Annotated in this window: 18 protein-coding genes, 1 pseudogene and 1 riboswitch; of the genes and pseudogenes, 4 read left to right on the top strand and 15 right to left on the bottom strand. The window is 38.7% G+C overall.

All coding sequences use genetic code 11. The annotated features are described in order from the left end of the window. Positions 1-117: pseudogene (locus GVV20_RS03130) on the top strand (IS30 family transposase); the annotation flags it as partial. A gap of 40 nt (positions 118-157) precedes the next feature. Here GVV20_RS03130 and GVV20_RS03125 read toward each other — a convergent pair. The 5 genes from GVV20_RS03125 to sdaAB form a co-directional block, all read right to left on the bottom strand. Beyond that, positions 158-2,869, bottom strand: coding sequence for an InlB B-repeat-containing protein (locus tag GVV20_RS03125; protein WP_159740889.1), 2,712 nt, complete (start codon positions 2,867-2,869; stop codon positions 158-160). A gap of 125 nt (positions 2,870-2,994) precedes the next feature. Beyond that, positions 2,995-4,311, bottom strand: coding sequence for a sensor histidine kinase (locus tag GVV20_RS03120; protein WP_159740888.1), 1,317 nt, complete (start codon positions 4,309-4,311; stop codon positions 2,995-2,997). Positions 4,312-4,322: 11 nt separating this feature from the next. Beyond that, positions 4,323-5,042, bottom strand: coding sequence for a LytR/AlgR family response regulator transcription factor (locus GVV20_RS03115; protein ID WP_159740887.1), 720 nt, complete (start codon positions 5,040-5,042; stop codon positions 4,323-4,325). A 179-nt stretch (positions 5,043-5,221) separates the two neighbouring features. After that, positions 5,222-6,103 (bottom strand): L-serine ammonia-lyase, iron-sulfur-dependent, subunit alpha, encoded by an 882-nt coding sequence (sdaAA, locus tag GVV20_RS03110; RefSeq protein ID WP_159740886.1) that lies wholly within the window; start codon positions 6,101-6,103, stop codon positions 5,222-5,224. After that, a complete protein-coding gene (gene sdaAB / locus GVV20_RS03105) occupies positions 6,103-6,780 on the bottom strand; it encodes an L-serine ammonia-lyase, iron-sulfur-dependent subunit beta (protein WP_159740885.1) in 678 nt (225 codons plus the stop codon). The genes sdaAA and sdaAB overlap by 1 nt, the downstream gene beginning before the upstream one ends. A 419-nt stretch (positions 6,781-7,199) precedes the next feature. Here sdaAB and GVV20_RS03100 point away from each other — a divergent pair, with 419 nt between their 5' ends. Together GVV20_RS03100 and GVV20_RS03095 are read left to right on the top strand one after the other, a co-directional pair. Next, positions 7,200-8,945 carry an ABC transporter ATP-binding protein gene (locus GVV20_RS03100; protein WP_159740884.1) on the top strand — a complete coding sequence of 582 codons (1,746 nt, stop codon included), beginning with the start codon at positions 7,200-7,202 and terminating at the stop codon, positions 8,943-8,945. After that, complete coding sequence (locus tag GVV20_RS03095) at positions 8,938-10,752, top strand: ABC transporter ATP-binding protein (RefSeq protein WP_159740883.1); 1,815 nt, start codon at positions 8,938-8,940, stop codon at positions 10,750-10,752. The genes GVV20_RS03100 and GVV20_RS03095 overlap by 8 nt, the downstream gene beginning before the upstream one ends. A 43-nt stretch (positions 10,753-10,795) precedes the next feature. On the opposite strand, the gene GVV20_RS03090 is transcribed toward GVV20_RS03095, so the two are convergent. From GVV20_RS03090 to GVV20_RS03060, 7 genes are all read right to left on the bottom strand, one after another. Then, entirely contained in the window at positions 10,796-11,401 is a 606-nt protein-coding gene (locus GVV20_RS03090; RefSeq protein ID WP_159740882.1) for an SIMPL domain-containing protein, read from the bottom strand. Between the two features lie 54 nt (positions 11,402-11,455). Further along, on the bottom strand, positions 11,456-12,028 hold the full coding sequence (locus tag GVV20_RS03085; protein WP_159740881.1) for a phosphoribosyltransferase family protein: 573 nt from the start codon (positions 12,026-12,028) through the stop codon (positions 11,456-11,458). 14 nt (positions 12,029-12,042) lie between these two features. Further along, the gene (locus GVV20_RS03080) at positions 12,043-13,419 is read right to left on the bottom strand and encodes an NCS2 family permease (RefSeq protein WP_159740880.1); all 1,377 of its coding nucleotides are present in this window, start codon (positions 13,417-13,419) and stop codon (positions 12,043-12,045) included. A gap of 66 nt (positions 13,420-13,485) precedes the next feature. Continuing rightward, positions 13,486-13,587, bottom strand: a riboswitch (purine riboswitch). 27 nt (positions 13,588-13,614) lie between these two features. Next, positions 13,615-14,961, bottom strand: coding sequence for a sensor histidine kinase (locus GVV20_RS03075; RefSeq protein ID WP_159740879.1), 1,347 nt, complete (start codon positions 14,959-14,961; stop codon positions 13,615-13,617). A 239-nt stretch (positions 14,962-15,200) separates the two neighbouring features. Beyond that, positions 15,201-16,352, bottom strand: coding sequence for a hypothetical protein (locus GVV20_RS03070; protein WP_159740878.1), 1,152 nt, complete (start codon positions 16,350-16,352; stop codon positions 15,201-15,203). 8 nt (positions 16,353-16,360) lie between these two features. Next, positions 16,361-17,200, bottom strand: coding sequence for a YitT family protein (locus GVV20_RS03065; RefSeq protein WP_159740877.1), 840 nt, complete (start codon positions 17,198-17,200; stop codon positions 16,361-16,363). Next, positions 17,193-18,314 (bottom strand): M20/M25/M40 family metallo-hydrolase, encoded by a 1,122-nt coding sequence (locus GVV20_RS03060; RefSeq protein ID WP_159740876.1) that lies wholly within the window; start codon positions 18,312-18,314, stop codon positions 17,193-17,195. Before GVV20_RS03060 ends, GVV20_RS03065 begins: the two co-directional genes overlap by 8 nt. Before the next feature lie 140 nt (positions 18,315-18,454). On the opposite strand from GVV20_RS03060, the gene GVV20_RS03055 reads away from it, so the two are divergent. Next, a complete protein-coding gene (locus GVV20_RS03055) occupies positions 18,455-19,894 on the top strand; it encodes an AcpB/EbpR/MafR family transcriptional regulator (protein ID WP_159740875.1) in 1,440 nt (479 codons plus the stop codon). 41 nt (positions 19,895-19,935) lie between these two features. Here GVV20_RS03055 and GVV20_RS03050 read toward each other — a convergent pair whose 3' ends face one another. The 3 genes from GVV20_RS03050 to eno all read right to left on the bottom strand — a co-directional run bounded on the left by GVV20_RS03050 (position 19,936) and on the right by eno (position 22,966). Beyond that, the gene (locus GVV20_RS03050) at positions 19,936-21,087 is read right to left on the bottom strand and encodes a hypothetical protein (protein WP_159740874.1); all 1,152 of its coding nucleotides are present in this window, start codon (positions 21,085-21,087) and stop codon (positions 19,936-19,938) included. A gap of 89 nt (positions 21,088-21,176) precedes the next feature. Further along, positions 21,177-21,548 carry a hypothetical protein gene (locus GVV20_RS03045; protein WP_159740873.1) on the bottom strand — a complete coding sequence of 124 codons (372 nt, stop codon included), beginning with the start codon at positions 21,546-21,548 and terminating at the stop codon, positions 21,177-21,179. Between the two features lie 122 nt (positions 21,549-21,670). Beyond that, positions 21,671-22,966: a phosphopyruvate hydratase gene (eno, locus tag GVV20_RS03040; RefSeq protein WP_159812795.1), complete on the bottom strand. Its 1,296-nt coding sequence runs from the start codon at positions 22,964-22,966 to the stop codon at positions 21,671-21,673. Positions 22,967-22,981: the final 15 nt, after the last annotated feature.

The following is a 22,981-nucleotide window of genomic DNA, read 5'->3' as shown; positions in this document are numbered from 1 at the left end:
CAATATCTTGATGACATTGCCTTTAAAATCAACTCAATGCCTCGCAAAATGTTTGACTTTAAAACTGCTTATGAGATAGAATTTTTAAAAATGAATAGTGGTGCGGTTGAGATTTGATAAAAGAAAAGAAAGTCACAGCGTGACTTTCTTTTTTTATCTATTGTTTTGCTTGACGACGTTTCGAGAACATTACCATCGCCAGTCCGAGCATTACGATTCCAGTTCCATAAATGATTACTGATGAAGCATTAACACCCGTTTGAGGTAATGTATTACTGCTCTCAGGTGCTTTTGGAGTTTCTGGTACGCTTGGAATTTCGGGTTCACTTGGAACTTCTGGTTCTTCTGTTATTGCTTTCCATTGTGCAACAAGTACAATATCTCCATTCACAAGATCTGTATCAAAGTTCCAATAGTTAAGAATCCGTGTTGGCTTCTGTAAGGTCCATCCCATGAATTCAAATCCATCTCGTGTTGGATTCATGACTTTCGACACTTTCGAACCAAGCTGTAATACTTGTGTTAAATCAAAAGACCCAACACCACCATTCAAGTCGAACGTCACTGTAGCTGTTTCAACAGGCACAATAATTTCGGCCCACTGTGCATAAAGTACAATGTTTTCTTGTGCGATTGTATCAGTTGTAAAGTTCCAAAGTGTGGAAATATCTGATTTACTCAAACTCCATCCTTGGAAAGTATATCCAGGGCGCGTTGGCGTGACTGGCTCCTCGACTCTTGAACCACTCTCTAGGGTTTGAACATCTGGTTGAATACCTGTCCCGCCATTTAGGTCAAAGATTACTGTGTAGGTTTCTATCTTCTCCCATTGAGCATGGAGATACTGATGCACTTCTTGAACTTGACGGGTCGCGAAATCCCATTGTATTCCCGCTTCATCAAACCAACCAACAAAGCGATATCCTGGAATCACTGGTGTTAGTGGCTCTTGGATGTTTTGGCCAAGAATCGTAAACGCGTAATTCAGGTCTGGATTATACTCCAAAGTCTCAAGTCCCGGAATCATGTCTGGATTGGGATCAAAATATACGATAGCGGAATAATCGACGTGAATGTCATCCCCGTTATAAGCATTGTCGTATGCTGCCATAAAAGCATTTTGTGATGCTGAGTATGTTGTATTGAGAATGCTGTCGTGATGGATGCTACTTAGTGTATCATCACTGCGTTGGCTCAAGGACCATTCCACTGGATATTCTGATTTATTATCAGTGAAGGTAACGCCGTTGAGTTTTAATGCACGAGGACTATCTTCAAAATTACCATAGTAAATTGCACCACCATAACCACCTTCGTTAAAACCCGGTCCTGCATCATTTCCAGTTACCGTATTGTGGGTGATTTCTGTATCATTAATTTGAATTGAACCTACCGTTTCTGTATTACTGTAGGTATTAAAATTAAGCGCCCCTGCGTGGTAGTCTGCGATATTACCTGTAATCGTGGAATTCTCGATTAAGACATTCGTATTTCCACTAAAATCCGTATAAATATAGAATCCACCACCCGACGTCGCAATGTTATTTGAAATTGTAGAATTTGTAATTGTAACATAGCCTAGGTCGCGAAGCTGCTCAACATAAATTCCACCACCGCTACTTGATGTTCCGGATTGTTCTCCAGTTTCTGGATTATAAAGATGTCTTGATGCAGTATTCCCATCAACTGTAACGGTATCGAGTGTTAAGCCGTTTGTTGTTTCGAGGACTGCATTAATCCCTGACCCACCACGATCGGCAAAGTTATTTTCAATATGTGTATTCGATAAAGTTGTTGCCGATGCATCTTTGAGTCGAAGATTAATGGCACCGCCCATTCCTTCAGTGTTTCGATTGCCTTTAAAATGGCTGTTTGTAATTGAAAGTGTTGATGTACCACTTCCTGTATAGAATACACCAGCACTATTACTTGCTGCTTCGTTTTCGTTCATCGTGATATTATTCATTGTGATTGCACCATTTTGTGCATAAACACTAATCATCCCACCACTTTGATTTGCTTTTTTATTGTTCGTAAATACAATGTTGTCAAAGTTTACATCTGTATTCTTCGTATCAATAAGAATCAATGCCGACGAGACGGCGTTTCGAGATTCGATGCCATTATTGATGAATGTTGTATTGGTAATATCGAGACTTCCGCCATTTCCCGTAAAGACAAGGAATCCTGAATTCCACCCTGTCGCTACTTGCGGGTTATTCATCGCGGTTAATCCGGAAATTTTATTCCCTTGTAAGTTACTTGAGAATGCGATACCACCCATTGTTAAGCCATAGTCACCATCGGTACTTAAAACTACGTTTGAAAATGATAGGTCTAAGACACCTGTTCCAGATGTTGTAAAATGGCGTTGTGCATTCGCATGATTCAAGATGACAGGACTGTCATTGGTTGATTGAATGCTCAGACTTGTAATTTTTGATGTGTCGATAACAAGTGGTTTTGTTAAATTAATAACACTCCCACCAACAATTTCAAGAACCACATCTCCTTGAGCGTTTGCAAGTTCTTGGATTAAGGTTGTTTCATTATCGGTACCCATTGCCGCAACTTGCGGCGCAGGCTGTTGAATTTCAACTTCTAATTTATGATCAGATTCAAGCACTACTTCTTCGTTGGCTTCCTTTTCGGTTACCACATCGGTTGTTGGTTCTTCCTGTACTTCTGCTACTTCACTGATTGCTGTCTCTGGCTGGACTACTTCTTGCTGTAGGTCAGTTGTAGTACCGTCCGTCACTGTTTCGTTATTTTCTTGTGTGCTTACGATTGTTTCATCGGCACGAATCGAAAATGTTGGTAGGATTAAAGCCACGCTGACTAATAATCCAACTAATTTCTTTTTCTTCATACTTATATATCCCCCTCATATATAAATACTATATCATAAGCCATCACCAAACCCCAAAAAGGCGTAGAACGCAACAAAAACGTTCCCAACTGCATTGATAAATAAAAAGAACCTCATGACTGAGGTTATTCGTATTGAACAAGAATTGTGACAATAAATTGCTTTTGAACTTCATTGACTTCAATTTTGAGAATACCGTGGGCATTTTCAATGATTTCACGAACAATTTGTAAACCAATACCATGGATATCAGCATTTTCTTTAGTGCTTTGATAGACACCATACTTCTCAATTGGTGCCACACTGTAATTATTCGTAATTGTTAATGAGAGCCAGTTTTTATTTACATGATTTGAAACGGCGATATAGCGGTCCTCTGGATTTTCGATACGAAGTGATGCTTCAATCGCATTATTTACGAGATTGGTGATGACACGTAGCATATCCAATTCAGACAAGCGAAACAACTCTGGTAAGTGTAAATCCAAATCATAGCGAATTTCATTTTCGGTACATCTCTTTTTCACATCCCGGATAATTGCATCTAACAAATGACTTTGTGAATACGGATCCAACGCGACCGTGTCCTTAAATGAATTATTGGTTTGATCAATGAGATTTTGGGCACTTTGAATCTGATTTGAGTTAATAAGCGTATTTATCGTCCGTAAGGTCGATCTGTAGTCATGTTTAAATTTCTGATATTCAATCATTAATTCTCGGTATGTTTCGTAGTGTTCAATCTGCATCTTAAGTTGATTCTCAATTTTATGCGTATAGCGTGCATTTTCAAGTAACTCTGCACCGCGTAAAGCATCTGTCCACGACACACACAAAATCACTAAAATAAAAAGAGATGATGATAAATAAAGTGTATTGAACCATAGAACGTTATTTGTTAAGAACCGTCCGTCATTAATAATCATCAAATAAAAGAGCATAATAACTTCAACTCGTAAGACATGCTTCGTCTTCATGGTATTTCGGAAGAGTTTAATTTGTTTTTGGACAATACTTTCACTGTTCATGCCTATCCATACAAAGGTATTGAAGATAAGATATGTCACGACTAGAATTGCCCAACGCCACGATGTCGTAGTTAGAATTTCATGGGTTGTTGTCTGGAAAAGAAACGCAATGATTGCAGCAAGGCACCCTCTAACAGTATAAATAAACAAAATTGGGAAGAGGGATATGGTGAGTAGATTTCGATGCGAAATGGTAAATACTGCATAAGTCATAATTAGTAAATAAATGAGCAAGTAAAATGTGCTCATACGCACAGCACCCAGTTGGTCCACAAAGAAAAAATCTAGGGCATATACGATAATGAGTAAATACTCCAGATATTGTGTATCAAAGCGCTTTTCGAATACTTTGGACAGATTCTTGATCCACAAGTAACCACTAAACAAAAGAAGAGGTAAGAAAATACTGATCATTTTGCTTCCTCCTAACGATTAATAAATTCTACAAATCTATTTTCAAGAACATTTTGGTATGTTCGACCCACGGGAACTAAACTGCCATCGAGAAGTTCGATTTCACTTTTTCCAAAGGTTTTAATGTACGTCATATTCACGATAAACGAGCGTTGGACACGAACCAGTGGACTGCCTTGAATTTGTTGTTCGACATCTGTTATTGTACTGTAAAATTCAATATGCTGACCTTGCCGTGTTTTGATTATGATGATCCGTTTCTTAACCTCTAGATACATGATGTCTGAAATAATCAACGTGTGCGACAACCCTTTAATGTCATAACGGAAAAGTTGCTCGCGGGTGATGGTGAGATTCTCGATTGTTTTTAGAAATACAGCTTCGAAGCGATCATTTGTGGTTGCATACTTGAGTAAGTAATTTGCGGGCATGACATCAAACGAATCGAAAACATATTCTTTCAAATTTGATAAGAAAATAATTTCTGCTTGTACACCCATTTCACGTAATTTCGCAGCTGCTTCTAAACCATTCATCGCACCCATTTGAATATCAAGGTAAACAATATCCGGTAAAATTTTAATATCTTCAAGCATAAAAAAGAGTTCTTCCGCAGAATCAAAAGTCGTTATCGAAATATAAAGTTGATGTTTGGATGCAATTTCTTGCAGGAGTTCTTGATAATGTGTACGTATTGACGCATCATCATCACATAAGAATATCGTTATCATAGGCCCCACCTCTATGTAAGTATAGTATCTCAAATGTTAAGATTTCACAATATTGTTAATTGTATTTATGAAGTGTGATGTCTCCAAATTATCTTCATGCTCAGAAAATGAACGTTGTTTGTATAAAAAAAAGAAACTTTGCACATTTTTATGTGCAAAGTAAGTATTGTATGAATTTCTTATAAAAGTGTATCATCATTATTAAATATTTGATGTTCAAATTGTCTACCCGTTGGCGTATCGGCCAAACCACCTTCACCCGTTTCACGGAACTCGCGTGGTAAGGCTTTTCCAACTTTATACATTGTGGCGACAACCTCATCACTTGGTATGGCACTTCGCACACCTGCAAGAGCCATGTCTGCCGAAACGAGAGCTTGCGCAGCACCCAGTGCATTTCTTTTGACACAAGGAACTTCAACAAGTCCTGCAACCGGATCACAAATAAGTCCAAGCATGTTTTTAATGGTCATTGCAAATGCTTGTTCCGCCGCCTGAGGGCTGCCTCCTAATATTTCGACGGTGGCTGCCGACGCCATTGCGGATGCACTCCCTATCTCTGCTTGGCATCCTCCGGTTGCACCAGCAATCGACGCATTGTTGGCTACAACTAAACCAAAACCGCCTGCAACAAACAAGAAATTTATTTGTTGTTCACGGGTAAGGGAATAACGCTCGATAAGGGCATTAAGCACTCCTGGTGCAACACCTGCACTCCCCGCTGTCGGTGTTGCGCAAATACGCCCCATGGCTGCATTGACTTCGTTCGTCGCTACCGCACCTGCTACGGCCCGTACTACAGTTGGTCCACATATCGTTTCGTGACATTCAAGGTAAGTGTTAAGTTTCAATGCATCTCCTCCAGTTAGTCCTGTTTTGGATTGTACACCTTGAATCCCTTGTGCAACAGACCGTAGCATTACATCCAGTTGTTTTCCCATAAGACTCGTGATGGCTTCACGACTTTTTCCTGAATTTTCAATTTCTGCAAGGATTACAGCTTCCGCAATCGAACCCACTTTCTCGGCTTGATGAATCAATGCCTCTATCGACTCAAACATTAAATGTTCCTCCCAATATATGTCACGCTTTTAATATATGGAATTTCCCGAATTGCATCAAGCGATGTATGCAATTCTTCTTGATCAAGTTCAATAACCATATAAGCATTATTCCCTTTGGAATCCCGATCTACTTTCATCGTACTGATATTAATTTCCAAATCAGACAAAATTGTAGCCACACGCGCGATAAGACCTGGTAAATCTTGGTGGAAAATTAGAATTGTGGGGGTACCACCATTGATATCAACTGGAATATCGTTAATATTTGTGATTTTAACACTTCCACCACCAATAGATGCACCAACAATGGTCATTTTTTTATCGCGAGCACGCATCACAAGTTTGGCGGTATTCGGATGGTGTACGTCCTCTGCAAGGGGGATAAATTGTATTGCAACATCGTGTGCTTGAGCAATTAATAATGATTCGTGCAGTTTTTCATCATCTGCATTCATCCCTAAGATTCCACCCGCGATTGCGACATCTGTGCCGTGACCTCGGTAGGTTTTCGCAAATGACTCATATAGATAGACATTTACGGACTCTGGCGTCTCTCCAAAAACTTCTCGCGCAATTTTACCAATGCGAGCGGCACCAGCTGTATGGGAACTACTTGGCCCCGTCATAACCGGACCGATAATATCAAATACTGACGTATAATCTTGTTTGGACATAGTCTCACCTCTTTTCATATTGTATCATTGATTATTCTTTATAAGTATATTAACTTTCATATTTTACATAAAGTGTAAGGGCTTTATATTTTCCTCAATTAGCATGCGAAACGCCCCTTAAAGAAACAAAATATCGAACTATTTTTAAAATCTTCAGTGCTTTTTCTTGCCAATAAATTATGGGTGTGCTATTATCGAGTGAGCAAAATCCCTAAGAGTTTTCGCCGGATAACTCAAGGACGTTATTGATGCTTCGTAGGCCACACGAAGAAGCATTCAAGACGTTCTTTTATTTTGCATGGCACCCAAATTCCCTAAGAGTTCTCGCCGGACAACTCAAGGACGTTATCGATGCTTCGTAGGCCATACGAAGAAGCATCTGTGACGTCCTTTTAATTTATCAAACAGAAGGAGTATTTATGAAATTAGTAAAGCAATTTATACGTCAGAACCTAAGTCTTGTTTTAGGGACTTTATTCTTACTTTTAATCCAACTCATCGCGACATTGTATATTCCATATCTTGTTGCTCATATAGTGGATGATGGTATCCTAGCAAATAACCTCAACACCATCTATTCATTAGGACTGGAAATGTTATTCGTCGCAATTATCGGCGTTATCGCCGCAGTAGCATGTAGTTACTACTCATCTGTGATTGCAACCCGCTTTGGAACAGACTTACGCCTACAAGTCTTCAAAAAAGTTCAAGTCCTCTCGGTCAAAGATGTTGAAGATTATGGAACTTCATCCCTTGTCTCTCGTATCACATCCGATGTTGTGAACATCCAACAAGTAGTGGTAATGCTATTCCAAATGATTCTTCCTGGACCCTTAATTGGTATCGTATGTGTCATCATGTCTTACATGATTTCACCAACCCTAGGACTTGTCGCATTAATGAGTATCCTTGTATTCTTAGGAGCCGCTATTATTGTCACAAAACGTGCAGTTCCGTACATGAATGCAATCCAGTATTATTTGGACCGTATGATTCTTGTTTTAAGAGAATTCTTTGTCGGTGTGCGTATTATTCGTGCGTTTGATAACTCAGAGTATGAACAAAAACGAACCGATAAGACATTTGAAGACCATGCTGAAAATATGATTAAGATCAACCGCCTCTTTGCCTATTTATCGCCGATTGCGTATGCCCTCTTAGGTGTATCCATGGTTGCGATATTATGGTTTGGACTTATCGATGTTCCAAGTGGTACCCTCCAATTAGGAGAAGTCACTGCAGTTATTGAATATACAACACTTACGATTTTAACACTGATTATGGCTGCGCTTGTAATTGTGATGATTCCACGTGCACTCGCTGCCTTACAACGGGTCGATACCTTGATTGCGATTGAGCCAAGTGTTCAGGATATTACGACCGCCCATAAGCTCTCCCATGCAAGTGATGATATTGTCCGCTTCGAACATGTCTTCTTTGGTTATGAAGGTGAAGATGGTGATGCTTTGGTTGATGTTAGTTTCTACATTCCTAAAGGACAAACAACTGCGATTATCGGTGCTACGGGATCTGGTAAAAGTACGATTGCGAAACTCATTATGAGATTCCATGATACAACCAATGGGCGTGTCATGTTCCAAGATACAGATATCCGCGATCTTTCCCAACACGATTTACGTGATTCAATTAGCTATATTCCACAGAAATCGTTCTTATTCAGCGGTACTGTTCAAGAAAATATTAAATTTCACAAACCCAACGGAAGTAACGAAGCAATGCGTCAAGCGGCGCGAACCGCGCAAGCAGCACCTTTTATCGAATCTTTAGATGCTTCGTACCACTCCGAAGTTGTCCGTGGAGGGATGAACTTCTCAGGTGGCCAAAAACAGCGTATCAGCATTGCGCGTGCGCTTTACAAGGATGCTGACTTGTATGTTTTCGATGACAGTTTCTCAGCACTTGATTACAAAACAGATGCAATTTTACGTCAAGCTCTAAAAAAAGATATGCCCGAAGCGACTTACTTAATTATTGCACAACGGGTAAGTACGATTATGAATGCCGACCAAATTATTGTCATGGATCAAGGACACATTGTCGGTATCGGTACCCATGCATCTCTCATGCAAACAAGCCCAGTTTACCGACAATTTGCACAATCACAACATATCTTTGATGAACAGGAGGAAACAGACCATGTTTAAGCGAAAAAAATCAAGACTAACACCTACTTCGAAACAAGAACAACCTTCAAATATGAAGCATGCGTTTCGTCTCTTTATCCAATTATTGCTTAATTGGAAAGGCAAAATAACACTTGTCTTTATCGTTGCACTACTTGGAAGTATTACCTATACGATTATCCCTTGGATAATGGGACTTGCTATTGATGCAGTTGCCAACTTAATCAGCACTCAAAGTCTTTCAATCGAAAATATTGAGGCAGTCATCATGCAACCTTTAATTTGGCTTATTATTGCATCTGCTTTTTCATTTTTATTCTCGTTTGTTCAAGAACGAATTATGGCATCAGTCAGTGAAGATGCCGGTACTTTTTTACGCAAAGTAATCACTGATAAAATGACGACACTTCCCTTACGTTTCTACGATGACGTTAAAGTTGGTGAAATTTTAAGTCGTGTTTCTGTTGATATTGAGCGAGTTGCTGAAATTTTAGTCGTTGGATTCAACCAATTCATATCATCCTTTTTTAATATAGTTATTGGTTTAATTGTGATGACTCAAATTGCAAGTTCACTAACCTTACTGATTTTTGCATTGATTATTTTTAGTGGACTGGTTACGTATATCATTTCCATCAAGAGTCAACGATCCTTCTTGGAAAATTTTAGTTCTCTAGCGGATTTTAACAGTCTTGTCGAAGAATACTTCACCGGTAATGTCATTTTAAAATCTTATAACAAACAAGACCATGCGATGGATGCAGTCATCACGACAAATGAAACACATGAAAAGGCACATCTAAAAGCAATGTTCTTAAACTATGCGATTTATCCGGCCGTACGTTTTCTTAATCAACTTGCATTCATTGCAAGTGCGGTTATTGGAGGATATTTTGCAATTCGTGGATCACTTAGTGTGGGTATCCTTCAAGCATATCTCCAATACGTTTCCCAAGTATCTGAACCGATTACAGAAGCATCATTTATTATTAACTCATTTCAAGCAGCGCTTGCGTCACTCGAACGTGTATATGATATTACGGCTATAGAGGATGAGCTTGAACATGACCATGAAACGCCAAAAATAACACACCCTAAAGGCGACATTTCATTTAAAAATGTATCATTTGGGTATGGTCCAGACCACCTTCTTATGACTGACGTTACGTTTGATGTGAAAGCAAAACAAACTGTTGCGATTGTGGGACCTACTGGTGCCGGTAAGACGACGCTTGTAAACTTGTTGATGCGTTTCTACGATATTAACAGTGGTGAGATTTCTTTTGATGGCATTGATACTCAAACAATGACACGAACTGACGTTCGGAATATGTTTGGAATGGTGTTACAAGATACGTGGTTATTTGAAGGGACTGTTGCTGATAACATTGCCTATGGACGCAAAGATGCCTCCCGCGAAGCAATCATTGAAGCAGCGAAACTTGCACAAAGTCACGACTTCATTATGCAAATGCCACAAGGTTATGACACCATCATTTCCAGTGATGCCGCTATTGTTTCTCAAGGGCAACAACAACTTCTGACAATTGCCCGGGCTGCACTTGCAAACCCATCTGTCATGATCCTTGACGAAGCGACCTCAAATATTGATACCATAACGGAACAAAAAATTCAAAAGGCACTCAATGCCCTCATGGAGAATCGTACAAGCTTTGTGATTGCACACCGCTTATCGACGATTCGAAATGCCGATATGATTCTCGTTATGAACAAGGGTAATATTATTGAAAGTGGAAATCATGATACCCTCTTGGCGTTAGGTGGTATTTATGCAGACTTATACCACAGCCAATTTGCCATTGCTTAAAGAAACGAAAAGCAAGCGATTCGCGTCGCTTGCTTTTTTTGTGCTATTTAATTTCCCAGGACATGGTAACGAATTGCTCAATCGTGATATTAGTTGCATGAATATCGGATCCACCAGTATCATATGCGTAAGCACGCATCAATGAAGGGTGACTTTGTGAATCACTTTCATAAACAATATTGGTAATAGAACCCAGACGCACACCCGCACTCTCTGTGATAACTTTTGATTTATCATGCGCATCGTTAATCGCAAGTATTAAAGCATCGTTTGTATACTTAGTCGCATCTTTGATGAAATACGAAAGCGAAAAATTAAAGTCATCTTCCGAACGGAGTCCGTCCAAAAGTTTGGACATTTTCGCAAGATTAATGCGATCTTCAAAGATAAGACTTTGATTGCCTCTGAATTTTTTCTTTTGAACATCCGTTTCGTGAATGATTGAAACATTAATGGATGATGTCTGAATGAGTGAGACATTAAACCCTACTGTTTTAAAAACCTTTACCAAAGCATCAAATTGTTTCGATAACTTATCAAATGCTTCGCCATAGGATGGAGCATCCTGAACCAATTCATAATTAAAACGCATCATATCAGGCTCTGCCTTTAAAGAACCACGTCCTACTACTTCTAATAATCGTGTCATCGTTTCACCTCTTATAGGGTTATTATACGCTTTTTTAGAATAATAATGAACTCTCTATTTAATATGGATTGCATTTGTCTCTGGGTTCAATCCCGTCACATGCACTTGACAATAGACATCTTTACCCGCTGCCGATAGTTTTTTAAATCCAGGTTGATAATCTTTAGAGATACATATTCCCGTTGCAACTAAGGTCGCATCCGCTTTATTTAACAGCGTTTCAACGTTTGTTACAACGCTTCCCTGTGCCAGAAAATCGTCAATGAGAATGATACGTTTTCCTTGAATAAAATCAAGATGCGTTGTGAGATGATATGCATTTCCTTTGGTAAATGAAAAAGACTCTTGTTGAATGTAACGCGGATCATCCAATACTTTTTGTGATTTCTTAATAATAACAAGTGGCTTTTGCGCGGCAAGACTTGCAAAAACTGATGGGGCAATCCCAGAACTTTCCACTGTAACAAATGCATCAAATTCATGATTTGCAAAGTAATCGGCAAAATCCTGACCAATGGCCTGCATTAACGTTGCATCAACTTGAGCATTGAAAAATGTACTCACATCTAAAATTTCCTCGGTCCGCGCAATGCCTGCTTCTCTAATTCGTTGCTTCAACAATTCCATATCTTTTCCTCTTTCTAAAGTGTAAACATATATGCAAGTGAGACTATAGTAATACCATGCATAATCCAACCTAATTCTTTATGACGTCCTGCAAAAATCATGCAAAGTTCATAGGAAACAAAACCCATCGTCAATCCTAATGCAATTGAACCGGTCAATGGCATCATAACAATTGTGATGAATGAAGGTACAATCACTTCATAACCCCCATGCCAATCGATATTTACAATGTTTTGCATCATGAAGATTCCAATCACAACCATGGCAGGTGTCGTTACTGCTGCCGTTACTAATGAAAGCAATGGATAAATAAAGACTGACAACAAGAATAAACATGCCGTGACAACAGCCATTAAGCCTGTACGGGCACCATTAATAATTCCCGAAACCGATTCAATATAGGTTGATAGATTTGATGTTCCCAGTACACCACCGATAAACGTTCCAACTGCATCGGCAACATAAATACGATGGTTGTTTTCAAATGCTTCAGCAGGTAAATCGGGAATCTGTGATGCTGCGGCAGATAGTGTTGTAGCAGTTCCAAAGAAATCTAAGAACAAAAATGTTAATACGACAACGATGGCTTGTGGATTTAAAAGTTCTCCTAAATTCTTAAATCCGACAAACAATGTATTATCGATCATCGACTGCATAGGTCCAAAAGGAACAACAATCGGGCTTCCTGCCGGTAATTGCGGTAATGTTGCCGCGACTTCAGATGCCATTGAAATCCATCCCATATCATAGCCAAGGCGAATCAAGAGTCCACACACTGCTGCTCCAATCATGCCAAAGAACACAGCATATTGGTTCTTTTTAACTAAGAAAAATGCAGCTGTTAAGACGCCAACGATAGCAATCACAACGTTGGGATTGTTGAATCCACCAAACGTTATAAACATACTTGCATCAGGGACAATAATTCCTGCATTTTTAAAACTTACAAAGGCAATAAATAAACCCAATCCAACGTTACCAGCCTGTTTGATTGGTAGCGGAATGCCCTTAATGATTTTTGCACGAATCCCTGAAAATGAGAGCATAATAAACAATACTGATGACACAAGAACTGCCGCAAGTGCAACTTCCCATGCCATTCCCATACCCAACACAACACTAAATGCAAAGAACGCATTCATTGACATACATGGGGCAAGACCCAAAGGAAAGCGCGCATAAAGGCCCATAATTAACATTGCAATTGCAGATGATAATATTGTAGCCATAAAGACAGCGTCCTGAGGCATTCCAGCATTTCCAAGAATAATTGGATTTACAAAGATTACATACGACATTGATAAGAATGCTGTAAGACCACCAGCAAACTCTCGTTTAATCGTAGATCCTGATTCCTCAATCTTAAAATACGTATTCAACCATGTTTTCATAGTCTCCTCCTTTTGAATACAAAAAAACTGCCAACAGGCAGTAGTATCAAAAGGTACAAAAAAAACCGCTTTTGAAACTATTGCCATAGTACATGACTTTACGGGTCATGAGTAGAGACTTCCGGACCTTATTTCCAGAATTATATGGTAGTTTTCATAGCGATATGGTAACACTGTACCCCAAGACTGTCAACGTTAAACCGCTTGTTCTAAGTCTTTGTCAGTGTGCTTATAATGCAATATAATTGTGCTTTGAAATGTTTTCTTAAGTTCATCGACTTGAATATTGAAAACACCATCCACAGAATCAATGATATCCTTAACAATTTGAAGTCCAATACCGTGTATGTCCGCTTGTTCTTTAGTACTTTGGTATTTTCCGTACTTATATCGTGGGGCAACGTCATAGTTGTTGATGATACGCAACGAGAGGCACTCTTGATGAACATTGGTTTCAATTGTAATAAGCCTTTGTTCTGGATTATCGATTCGAAGTGATGCTTCGATAGCATTGTTGGTTAAGTTGGTGATAACACGTAACATATCCAACTCCGAAAGCATAAAAGTATTTGGAAGTTGAATATCAAGATGATACTTAATATTCTCGTCGTTACATCGTTGCTCAAAACCTTTAATGATGGCATCTACCAAATAACTTTGAGAATAATGCTCATGAGATTCTGCATCTGCGAATGTTTCATTTGTTTGATCAATAATCGATTGTGCAGTACTAAATTCATTCATCGCAATTAGATGATTGACATTATCCAAAATTGAACGGTAATCATGCTTAAACCTCCGAAAATCGTCCATCAGTTGACTGTAGGATTCATAGTGTTCAATTTGTAACTTCAGCTGATCTTCAACCTTCTTTGTATACCGCTCTGTCTCAAATAGAGACGCGCTTCGCACCGCATCCTTCCAAGCCACAAACATGATAACAAAGATGAAAAAACATGACGTGAGATACACAATATTAAACCACCGAACATCAATGTCCAAGAAACGTCCATTATTAATTATTAAAATGTAGATGAGCATTATAACTTCAATGCGCAGAATATGCTTAACTTTCATTCGATTTCGAAACAATGTTTTCAGATTTTTGATTATCTCACTGGTTGAAAGCATCTTAACGACTAATCCGTCGATCGTTAAATAGGTTAGAATAAATACAATCCACCTTAATCTGGTATTTACTAGAACATCATGTGTTGTGACATCAGAGAGTATCGCAAAAAGTGATGCATAAAATCCTCGAATTAAGAAAAACACAATTACAACAATAAATACAGAAGTCAAAATATCTATCCAAGAAGTCGAAAACATGATACGCATCAAAGCGAGAAGACATAAAGCCATCAGAATCGGACTTGAACGTACCAAATCTAGAGAATCAACATAAACAAAAATCAAGGTGTATGCAATGAGCAGTAAAAAATCAATCAGTTTAAAGTGGTAATTTCGCGAGAAAATTTTGGATGCAATTTGTATCCAGGCATAGATACTGAGGATTGCAATAATTGATAGCAATATGATCATGATTTTTGTTTCCTTTCTCTGTGATTTGCAGGTCATTCGCTTAGGATTATGGATGTGTGTAAATCTCTTTATACATACTACCTTGCATCGAATCTGCTTGATTATTATTGTCCTAGACCTTAATTTTAGTGTCCCATAAATTCATTATTCGAAGATATAATCGTACGAATCTTAAAAATTCATATGCGCTTCCGATTAAAATCTAATACATTGTTGCAGATTTATTATCCATATTACGTCTAATGAATGAACGATACTAAAAGACCTACGACAAGCACTGAAGTTATTGTTACCGTGGAGAATCCAGCTATGATCATCTTCGGCATAATTTCCGCTTGTATTTTTTCGATTTCTAATTCATCGCTTCCAACACTTCGTGCTGCTTCTTGACTAAGAATCATGGTTCCAGGAAAGCCAAAGAGTGATGTTAAACCGATTGCAATAGATATTGGAGCACTGTATCCTAATAGTTTTCCTACGAATAGTGCTACGAGAGCCCCCCCACTGACCCCAATCACGAATGAAAGCACTAGTGGTAAAGCAAGATCCATAAGATCATGGACTGAGATAGTTCCTAAGGGACCAAAGATAATAATCATAATCGATAGCATCATTAAGCCATAGGCATCAATTCCTTCAAGAATATTGCGTTTCAAGATGCCAAGTTCACAAAACACCACTCCCAGTACCAGTGCAATCACAAACTCGTTAACAACCCCATTGGTTAGTTGGCTAAGCGCTGTCGCAATCAACATGACACATCCAACTATAAAAAGCGTTCCTGCAGTTGTTTGAAGCGATTCTGGTAAGATAGTTTTCGTGTTGTCATCTGATGTTTCGACGATGGCGTGGTAATCGTCTTCTCGTTTAATCCGTTGTGCCTCTCGTTTTAGAATTAGAGACGTTAAAGGAAATCCAATAATACCTTGGAACGCTGTAATTAATACTGGCAATACGGCTACCGATGTTAACCCAAACTTTAAGGCTGCATCCTGCGCCAAAATAACCGATATTGTACCCCCAGTGACACCTGCTGCAGCGGCAATTGAGTAGTTTAGAGACCCCAGCAATGGTGCCCCCAACACGAGTGCCCCCACAATCCCGAGCGTTGCACTCACCCCAATGACGACCGTCCGCCAGTGGCGCTTAAATTCTGCGAGACGAATCATCGTTCCAATATGAATGATAATAAAACCTAAAATCGTAGTTCCTAAAGCTAGTAACGACGAATCATGTAAAACAGTTGGGGGCAATAATTCACTTTTAAACCCAACTAAGAAAATTAAACTTGCAACCAATAATGAAGAGACAAGTGACTTTGTTTTTTTCGATACAAAATCACTGACTGTCCAAATTAGCATAATAATGGTAATTGATAATAATGAACTCATAGTTTCTCCTATACAATACTTGTGTATGTAAATCCATTTCCATGGACATCTTTGACATTTTGAACAATCATGAATGCTTTGGGGTCAATACTATGAATTAAATCGTAGTAATCCAAATACTCGCTACGCTTCATTACAATTAGAATCATCTGTCGACGTTCAAGCATATGCCCACCATGCACCGGAAAAACGCTCAACCCCCGCGTTTTAAGATTCCGTAAGGTATTCAAAATATCCCGATGATGTGAAACACTAATAATTTCCATAGATATTTTTTGATTAAACCCTGTGCTCAGATAGTTCATACACATCATTGTGATGACAATTGAAATAACCGCCAGTACAAAGGAGTCCATTCCAAATACAAACAATGACGCGACAACAATTATTAAGTCACTCATAAGAAGACCTATTGATTTGTCAATGCCAAAATATTTTTTCATGATAAGTGGTGGAATGGTTGTGCCACCACTTGAAGCCTGATTTCGATAGAGCAATGCAACCCCACACGCAAAGATAACACTGCCACTTATGACCGCAAGAAAGCGATCTTCAACAAGCATTTGAACTGGGATCCAATACAGCATAAACGGAAGCAAAATACTTCCAAATAATGATTTGAGAAATACCTTGGTTCCCAAGAGTAAAAATGCTGAAATCAACATAATGACATTAATCGTAAAGACAGTTCGTGATATTTCCCAATCCATAACATGATAGAGAAGAATCGCAATCCCACTTGCTCCCCCTGCTGCAATATCATGAGGCGCTAGAAACTGATTAATTGCAAACGAAACAAGTCCAACACCTACGATTATTTGAAAATAATGATTTAATGTTTTAAACATGCTTAACCTCTGAGGGTGACTCAATCAATGCAAGGCAGACATCAACCGCTTCTTCCATTGCAGCAATTGGAATATATTCGTTAACGGTATGAATTTCTTCATAACCAATTGAAATATTGATTGCTTTCTTTCCTTTTTGATTAAAAACATTCGCATCACTTCCACCACCACTAACTTCATAACGAGGCGTAATTCCTGCTTTCATCATTGCACGAGTCACTCGTTCAACGTCCGCATCATTTTGATCAAAACGGTAACCATAACACTTGATTTCTTCTTCAAAGCGAACAGTCGTGCCGTATATTTTTGATGTTGTATCAATAGTGTTGCGGTAAATCTGGCGAATTCCTTCAAATTGGTCAAAGTTTATTGAACGAATTTCACCTGTCAAGACTGCCGCGTCTGCAACAACATTACTTGCGACACCACCTTCTACTGTTCCAAAATTAGATGTAGTTTCACTGTTTATACGTCCATGCGGAAGATTCGCCATAATCTTAGCTAAAACCTCCAACGCACTGATACCCTGCTCTGGTTCTAAACCCGCATGGGCCGCTTTTCCTTCGATTTCAAGGGTATATGTTGACAATGTAGGACTTGCCAGAGTCATAGCTCCTACAGGCCCTGCACTGTCTAGGACAATCCCAAAACGCGAACGAATAGATGACATATCCAATGCTTGCGCGCCGATCAATCCAATTTCTTCTCCAGGGGTAATCACAAACTCTAAAGTTGGATGTAACGTAGCAACTTCTTTAAGGCGCTCTATAATTTCAAGCATGATTGCAATCCCCGCTTTATCATCCGCACCTAAGATTGTCTCCCCTTTGGAATACACCACGCCATCAACGATCACTGGCTCGATTCCTTTTCCAGGTTTCACCGTATCACTGTGACTTGAAAAAAATAGTGGCTCTTGCGTTTTATCTCCTTCTAAAATAAAGACGAGGTTATTTGCTCCCAATCCTGTTTTTTTTAGTGATCCATCCTCAATACATTTCAATCCGAGATTGGTAAATGTTGTCTTTAAGTAATTATGAAAGATTCTCTCATCCCCAGACTCCGAATCAATTCGGACCATCTCGCATAACATTTGCGTAATTCGTGAATTCATACTATTTATGCTCCTTTTTGCGTCATTTGATAGTGCTTCTTTAAAATATTAACAATCAATGAGGAAACTTCGTCATCAAAAATTGCATCGCCACATGCAACTTTTGTTATACTGTAATTAAGAAAATGTGAGGTTTATGTATGAGACGACTTTTATCCACGAAAGATCTTAGAGCCTATTCCGTCCTGACGTATATGCTCGATAATAATGAATCGACACTCAGTAATTTAAGTGATACAACCGGTATTCCCCTACGATCCTTACAAAGCATTATCAACCGCTTGAATGAAATCATTGCACCGGGTTCTATAATTACCCATGCAAACGGTATTTCTCTTCACGACGAACCGGAAACATCCAAACGGTTTTATTATCAAAAAATACTCACCTATAGTTTCGAGTTCCAACTTTTGGAATCCATTTTCCTTCAACCCGATCAATCGGTTGCGAACCTTGCTGAGGCTTTCTTTGTTAGCGATGCGACGATACGCCGAACCATCCATACGCTTAATAAGGAACTAAAATTCCATGATATCGCAATTGATCTGGGAACCATGACCCTCCAAGGATCGGAGCGTTCGATATCTTTATTCTTTGTTGCATATTTTTCAGAACGATACTCTTTTTTAGAAGATTTCATCGATCCATTACAAATTACCGCAATTAACACACTAACAAAGAACATGGGTGATGTTGAGTTAAAACTCACCACAACCCAAGACATTAACCATCTTAAAATTTGGCTTTTTGTACGGATTACTTTAAGTCAGTTAATTCATCCAAAGCAAATTTACCAAGCGTTTGAAATCATCGAAAATGAGGCAATTCAAACTCAATTTCAAATGGCATTTAACATGCCACTCTCGGATGAAATCATAAATTTCTGCTTCGAATTTTTGTTGATTAACCGATTCTCATTTTCCCTTGAACAAGCATCGTTACAAGCTGCTGAATCTGCAGAAGATGCACGCTTGTTAAAAAATTTGGAAACATTGATTGATGTGATTTTAAGCAACGACAAAGTAAGTATCAAAAATCGCGAGTACATGATTATCAATATTTTCAACATTGTTCGAATGACTTATTCGCCAACATTTATTCTCTATGATCGAAACCTTGACTTCCTAGAACATCTCAAGAAAACTGAAGCGAAAATATATACTCAAGTTGATGCGATGTTTGATGAAATTTTCGAGGATTCCTTATCGTTAGAACAAAAACACGAGATTTTGTATATTATTCTTTCGCATTGGTCAGGGCTGTTAGACTCGCTACACCAGCAAATTACAACAGTCAATGTCGCAATTTGCGTTGATCGCGACTATGAATTAGCTACCTTAATCTATAAAGATATTCTTTCTAGTTTTCCCTATGGGATTGTCGTCGAGACTATTGATGCCTTCTCAAAGAACCAGCTAATGAACGACTTGAATAGGTACCAAATTCTAATTACCACAATCCCTGGTATTACCCACACCACGTGCAAGACACTCTGTATTAATGGATACCCATCCTATCAAGATTGGGTCTTCTTCCAGGAAATTGTGACTTACATACGGTCTTCAGTTACGCATCTCTAAAACAAAAAAGAACTCTTTCGAGTTCTTTTTACCTATTTAAGTTATTGCGTTACCTTGTAAGCTATTTCAAGGATCGTATCGTAATCATACATGGACTTTAGCTCTGAAAGCGACCTTCCTTTCATTTCACTCGATTGTGCGTAAGCGTGCAATTGGTCATAAAGTGTTATTGGATTATCGATAGTCATAGTATTTAACTCGCGTTGCCATTCTGGATAGACTTTATCCAAGACATCACCAAGAACTGAACCAAGATAATACATTGCACCATTCGCAATAAAACTTGGATCCATTTTACCTTGATCCACAAATTCAATTACTTTTGCAAAATGCGACTCATTGCCTGCTGCATCCGTTAAATATTCATATTTTTGACCAATTCGCAACGCGGCGTGGCGGTCAATATACGTTGCAACGCCTTCAAGTGTTAACTTATAACTCTCACTCGCTACAAAATTCGCATTATTTTGAGCTCTTGCTTCTCGAATTACTGCCCAATCCATAATTAACTGTTCTAATACCGCTTTGTCTAGGTTTCTATTAAGCGCGGTAATCATCGCATCATAGATATGATATTGTAAAAAGGCAAGTGCAACACCCTCCGCATTTAGAGGCACTTCGAATGAAGGAAGTCCGTTTGATCCATCGGGCCAATTGCGTTGAATCGTATAATGCGTAAATTCATGCATAAAGAATGATGTCGGATAACGATTCGGTTCTGAGTTTTGAATTGCAATATCACCGGATGTATACTTAATGTAGAAGACATCGCGATAACGATCTACCGTATGGTGTGTATCAAAAGAGGGGAAATTTCCGATTGAAAGATTTAGAAACCAAGTTGACGGATTCAAACTCGCAAATCGGCGAAGGGTTCCCTCTAAAGTCGTGATTGATTGCGTCCCAACTTGATTCAGTCCTTGGAGATCATTCATGTTAAAGCCGTAGGCATTGTTAAACCACGCTGACTTATCGACGAAGATAACTGGTTTTTCTGTTAGGTTAAAGTCATCCCAAATAGGGTCTTCGGCCTCGCTACGTTGAAGTTTAAAATAGTTTTGAATAAGTTCCTGATTCGTACTGCTCAATGCCTTAAACTCGGTATTCATGCTCTTATTCATAATCATATTTAAACTAAAAATCAAAATTATAATAATTAGTGCGATAATAAGTCGCCTTAGATTCTTTTTCATCGATGCTCCTAACTTTTTTTCAATTATAGCATGTTGCTTTAACTCCCACCTAACATTACTGTTATACTAAAAACACGATAAACGTGTTTTTAGTATTTTAGAAGTGCTTGAACACCCGGTTTTTGAATATCATTAAGTCCCATTACATTTTTAAGCACATTGGCTTTAAAAACTTTTTTACCATTCACTTTGATTTTCAACTTATAATACAAGATACCACGTTTCGCAATTAATGTCGTATTTCCGTCAAGTCTATAAGTTTCCACGCTGGCAACTTTAAGTGAAAATGCATTCAAACTAATAATAATTACCACCGATGGCTCTAAGAGAATAATTTTTGGTGATGGTGTTATCGCAAATGCCTTTTGTTGAATTGCATAAACAACATTTGAGCTAACACCTGGTGTACCGTATGTCGCCTGCAGTTCACCAACATATTTCTTATCGAGTTTCAATTTCATATTCCATTCCCCCTGTTTACTAGTGTTATTATACTCACATCAAAGCAATGATTCAAATACAATATTTTTATTTCTGAACTCAAAAAAAAGACATCCTTTCGGATGCCCTTTTGATACATCAATTATTTTTTGATGTTGAAGAATGTTTTTGCACCTGAGTATTTAGCAGCTGCTCCCAATTCTTCCTCAATACGGATTAATTGGTTGTATTTTGCTAAACGGTCTGTACGTGACATTGATCCTGTTTTGATTTGACCTGCGTTGAATGCTACTGCGATGTCAGCGATTGTTGCATCTTCTGTTTCTCCTGAACGGTGTGAAACTACTGATGTATATCCTGCACGTTTAGCCATTTCCATAGCGTCAAATGTTTCTGTTAAAGTACCAATTTGGTTAACTTTGATAAGAATTGAGTTTCCAATTCCTTTTTCGATTCCTTCTGCAAGGATTGATGGGTTTGTTACAAATAAGTCGTCACCAACGATTTGTACACGGTCTCCGATACGGTCTGTTAGACGTTTCCATCCATCCCAGTCACGTTCTCCAAGTCCATCTTCGATTGATACGATTGGGTATTTTTCAATAAATCCTTCGTACATATCGATCATTTCATCAGATGTTAAGACTGCTCCACCTGATTTGCTTAATACGTAAACACCTTTTTCTGTGTCGTAGAATTCTGAAGCAGCAACGTCCATTGCTAAGACAATGTCTGTTCCTGGTACGTATCCAGCTTTTTTGATAGCTTCAACGATAACTTCTAATGGTTCTTCGTTTGATGCTAAGTTTGGTGCAAATCCACCTTCGTCCCCAACAGCTGTAACATGACCTTTAGCTTTAAGAACTGATTTAAGAGCGTGGAATGTTTCTGCTCCCATTTGGATTGCTTCTTTGATATTTTTTGCGCTAATTGGCATAATCATGAATTCTTGGAAATCAACAGATGAGTCAGCGTGTGATCCACCATTGATAACGTTCATCATTGGAACTGGTAGTTCTTTTCCATTGAATCCACCTAAGTATTTGTAAAGTGGCATTCCATAGAAATCAGCAGCAGCATGTGCAGCAGCCATTGATACACCTAAGATAGCGTTTGCTCCAAGTTTTGACTTGTCTTTTGTACCGTCTAATTCGATCATTGTTAAGTCAAGTAAGTTTTGGTCTGTAACGTCAAATCCGATTAATGCGTCAGCAATAATTTCGTTTACGTTTTCAACTGCTTTTAAAACACCTTTTCCGTCGTAACGTGATTTGTCTCCGTCACGAAGTTCTAATGCTTCACGTTCACCTGTTGATGCACCTGATGGTACCATAGCGCGTCCGAAAGCACCTGAATCTGTTGCTACTTCAACTTCAATTGTTGGGTTACCACGTGAGTCTAAAATTTCACGTGCGTGGATATCGATAATAAATGGCATATTAATATGTCCTCC

The sequence above is a fragment of the Erysipelothrix aquatica genome, assembly GCF_009828775.2.
Lineage (GTDB): Bacteria > Bacillota_I > Bacilli_A > Erysipelotrichales > Erysipelotrichaceae > Erysipelothrix > Erysipelothrix aquatica.
Note: the sequence above shows the minus strand (reverse complement) of the source record. Positions and strands in the feature narration are given on the sequence as shown.

Excerpts from the sequence above, each read along its gene's own strand:
- GVV20_RS03060 (WP_159740876.1), bottom strand. The coding sequence starts at position 18,314 with ATGAATTCACGAATTACGCAAATGTTATGCGAGATGGTCCGAATTGAT.
- GVV20_RS03080 (WP_159740880.1), bottom strand. The coding sequence starts at position 13,419 with ATGAAAACATGGTTGAATACGTATTTTAAGATTGAGGAATCAGGATCT.
- sdaAB (WP_159740885.1), bottom strand. The coding sequence starts at position 6,780 with ATGTCCAAACAAGATTATACGTCAGTATTTGATATTATCGGTCCGGTT.
- GVV20_RS03085 (WP_159740881.1), bottom strand. The coding sequence starts at position 12,028 with ATGGAATTGTTGAAGCAACGAATTAGAGAAGCAGGCATTGCGCGGACC.
- GVV20_RS03055 (WP_159740875.1), top strand. The coding sequence starts at position 18,455 with ATGAGACGACTTTTATCCACGAAAGATCTTAGAGCCTATTCCGTCCTG.
- GVV20_RS03065 (WP_159740877.1), bottom strand. The coding sequence starts at position 17,200 with ATGTTTAAAACATTAAATCATTATTTTCAAATAATCGTAGGTGTTGGA.
- eno (WP_159812795.1), bottom strand. The coding sequence starts at position 22,966 with ATGCCATTTATTATCGATATCCACGCACGTGAAATTTTAGACTCACGT.
- GVV20_RS03050 (WP_159740874.1), bottom strand. The coding sequence starts at position 21,087 with ATGAAAAAGAATCTAAGGCGACTTATTATCGCACTAATTATTATAATT.
- GVV20_RS03125 (WP_159740889.1), bottom strand. The coding sequence starts at position 2,869 with ATGAAGAAAAAGAAATTAGTTGGATTATTAGTCAGCGTGGCTTTAATC.
- GVV20_RS03075 (WP_159740879.1), bottom strand. The coding sequence starts at position 14,961 with ATGATCATATTGCTATCAATTATTGCAATCCTCAGTATCTATGCCTGG.
- GVV20_RS03120 (WP_159740888.1), bottom strand. The coding sequence starts at position 4,311 with ATGATCAGTATTTTCTTACCTCTTCTTTTGTTTAGTGGTTACTTGTGG.
- GVV20_RS03100 (WP_159740884.1), top strand. The coding sequence starts at position 7,200 with ATGAAATTAGTAAAGCAATTTATACGTCAGAACCTAAGTCTTGTTTTA.
- sdaAA (WP_159740886.1), bottom strand. The coding sequence starts at position 6,103 with ATGTTTGAGTCGATAGAGGCATTGATTCATCAAGCCGAGAAAGTGGGT.
- GVV20_RS03095 (WP_159740883.1), top strand. The coding sequence starts at position 8,938 with ATGTTTAAGCGAAAAAAATCAAGACTAACACCTACTTCGAAACAAGAA.
- GVV20_RS03045 (WP_159740873.1), bottom strand. The coding sequence starts at position 21,548 with ATGAAATTGAAACTCGATAAGAAATATGTTGGTGAACTGCAGGCGACA.
- GVV20_RS03115 (WP_159740887.1), bottom strand. The coding sequence starts at position 5,042 with ATGATAACGATATTCTTATGTGATGATGATGCGTCAATACGTACACAT.
- GVV20_RS03070 (WP_159740878.1), bottom strand. The coding sequence starts at position 16,352 with ATGAGTTCATTATTATCAATTACCATTATTATGCTAATTTGGACAGTC.
- GVV20_RS03090 (WP_159740882.1), bottom strand. The coding sequence starts at position 11,401 with ATGACACGATTATTAGAAGTAGTAGGACGTGGTTCTTTAAAGGCAGAG.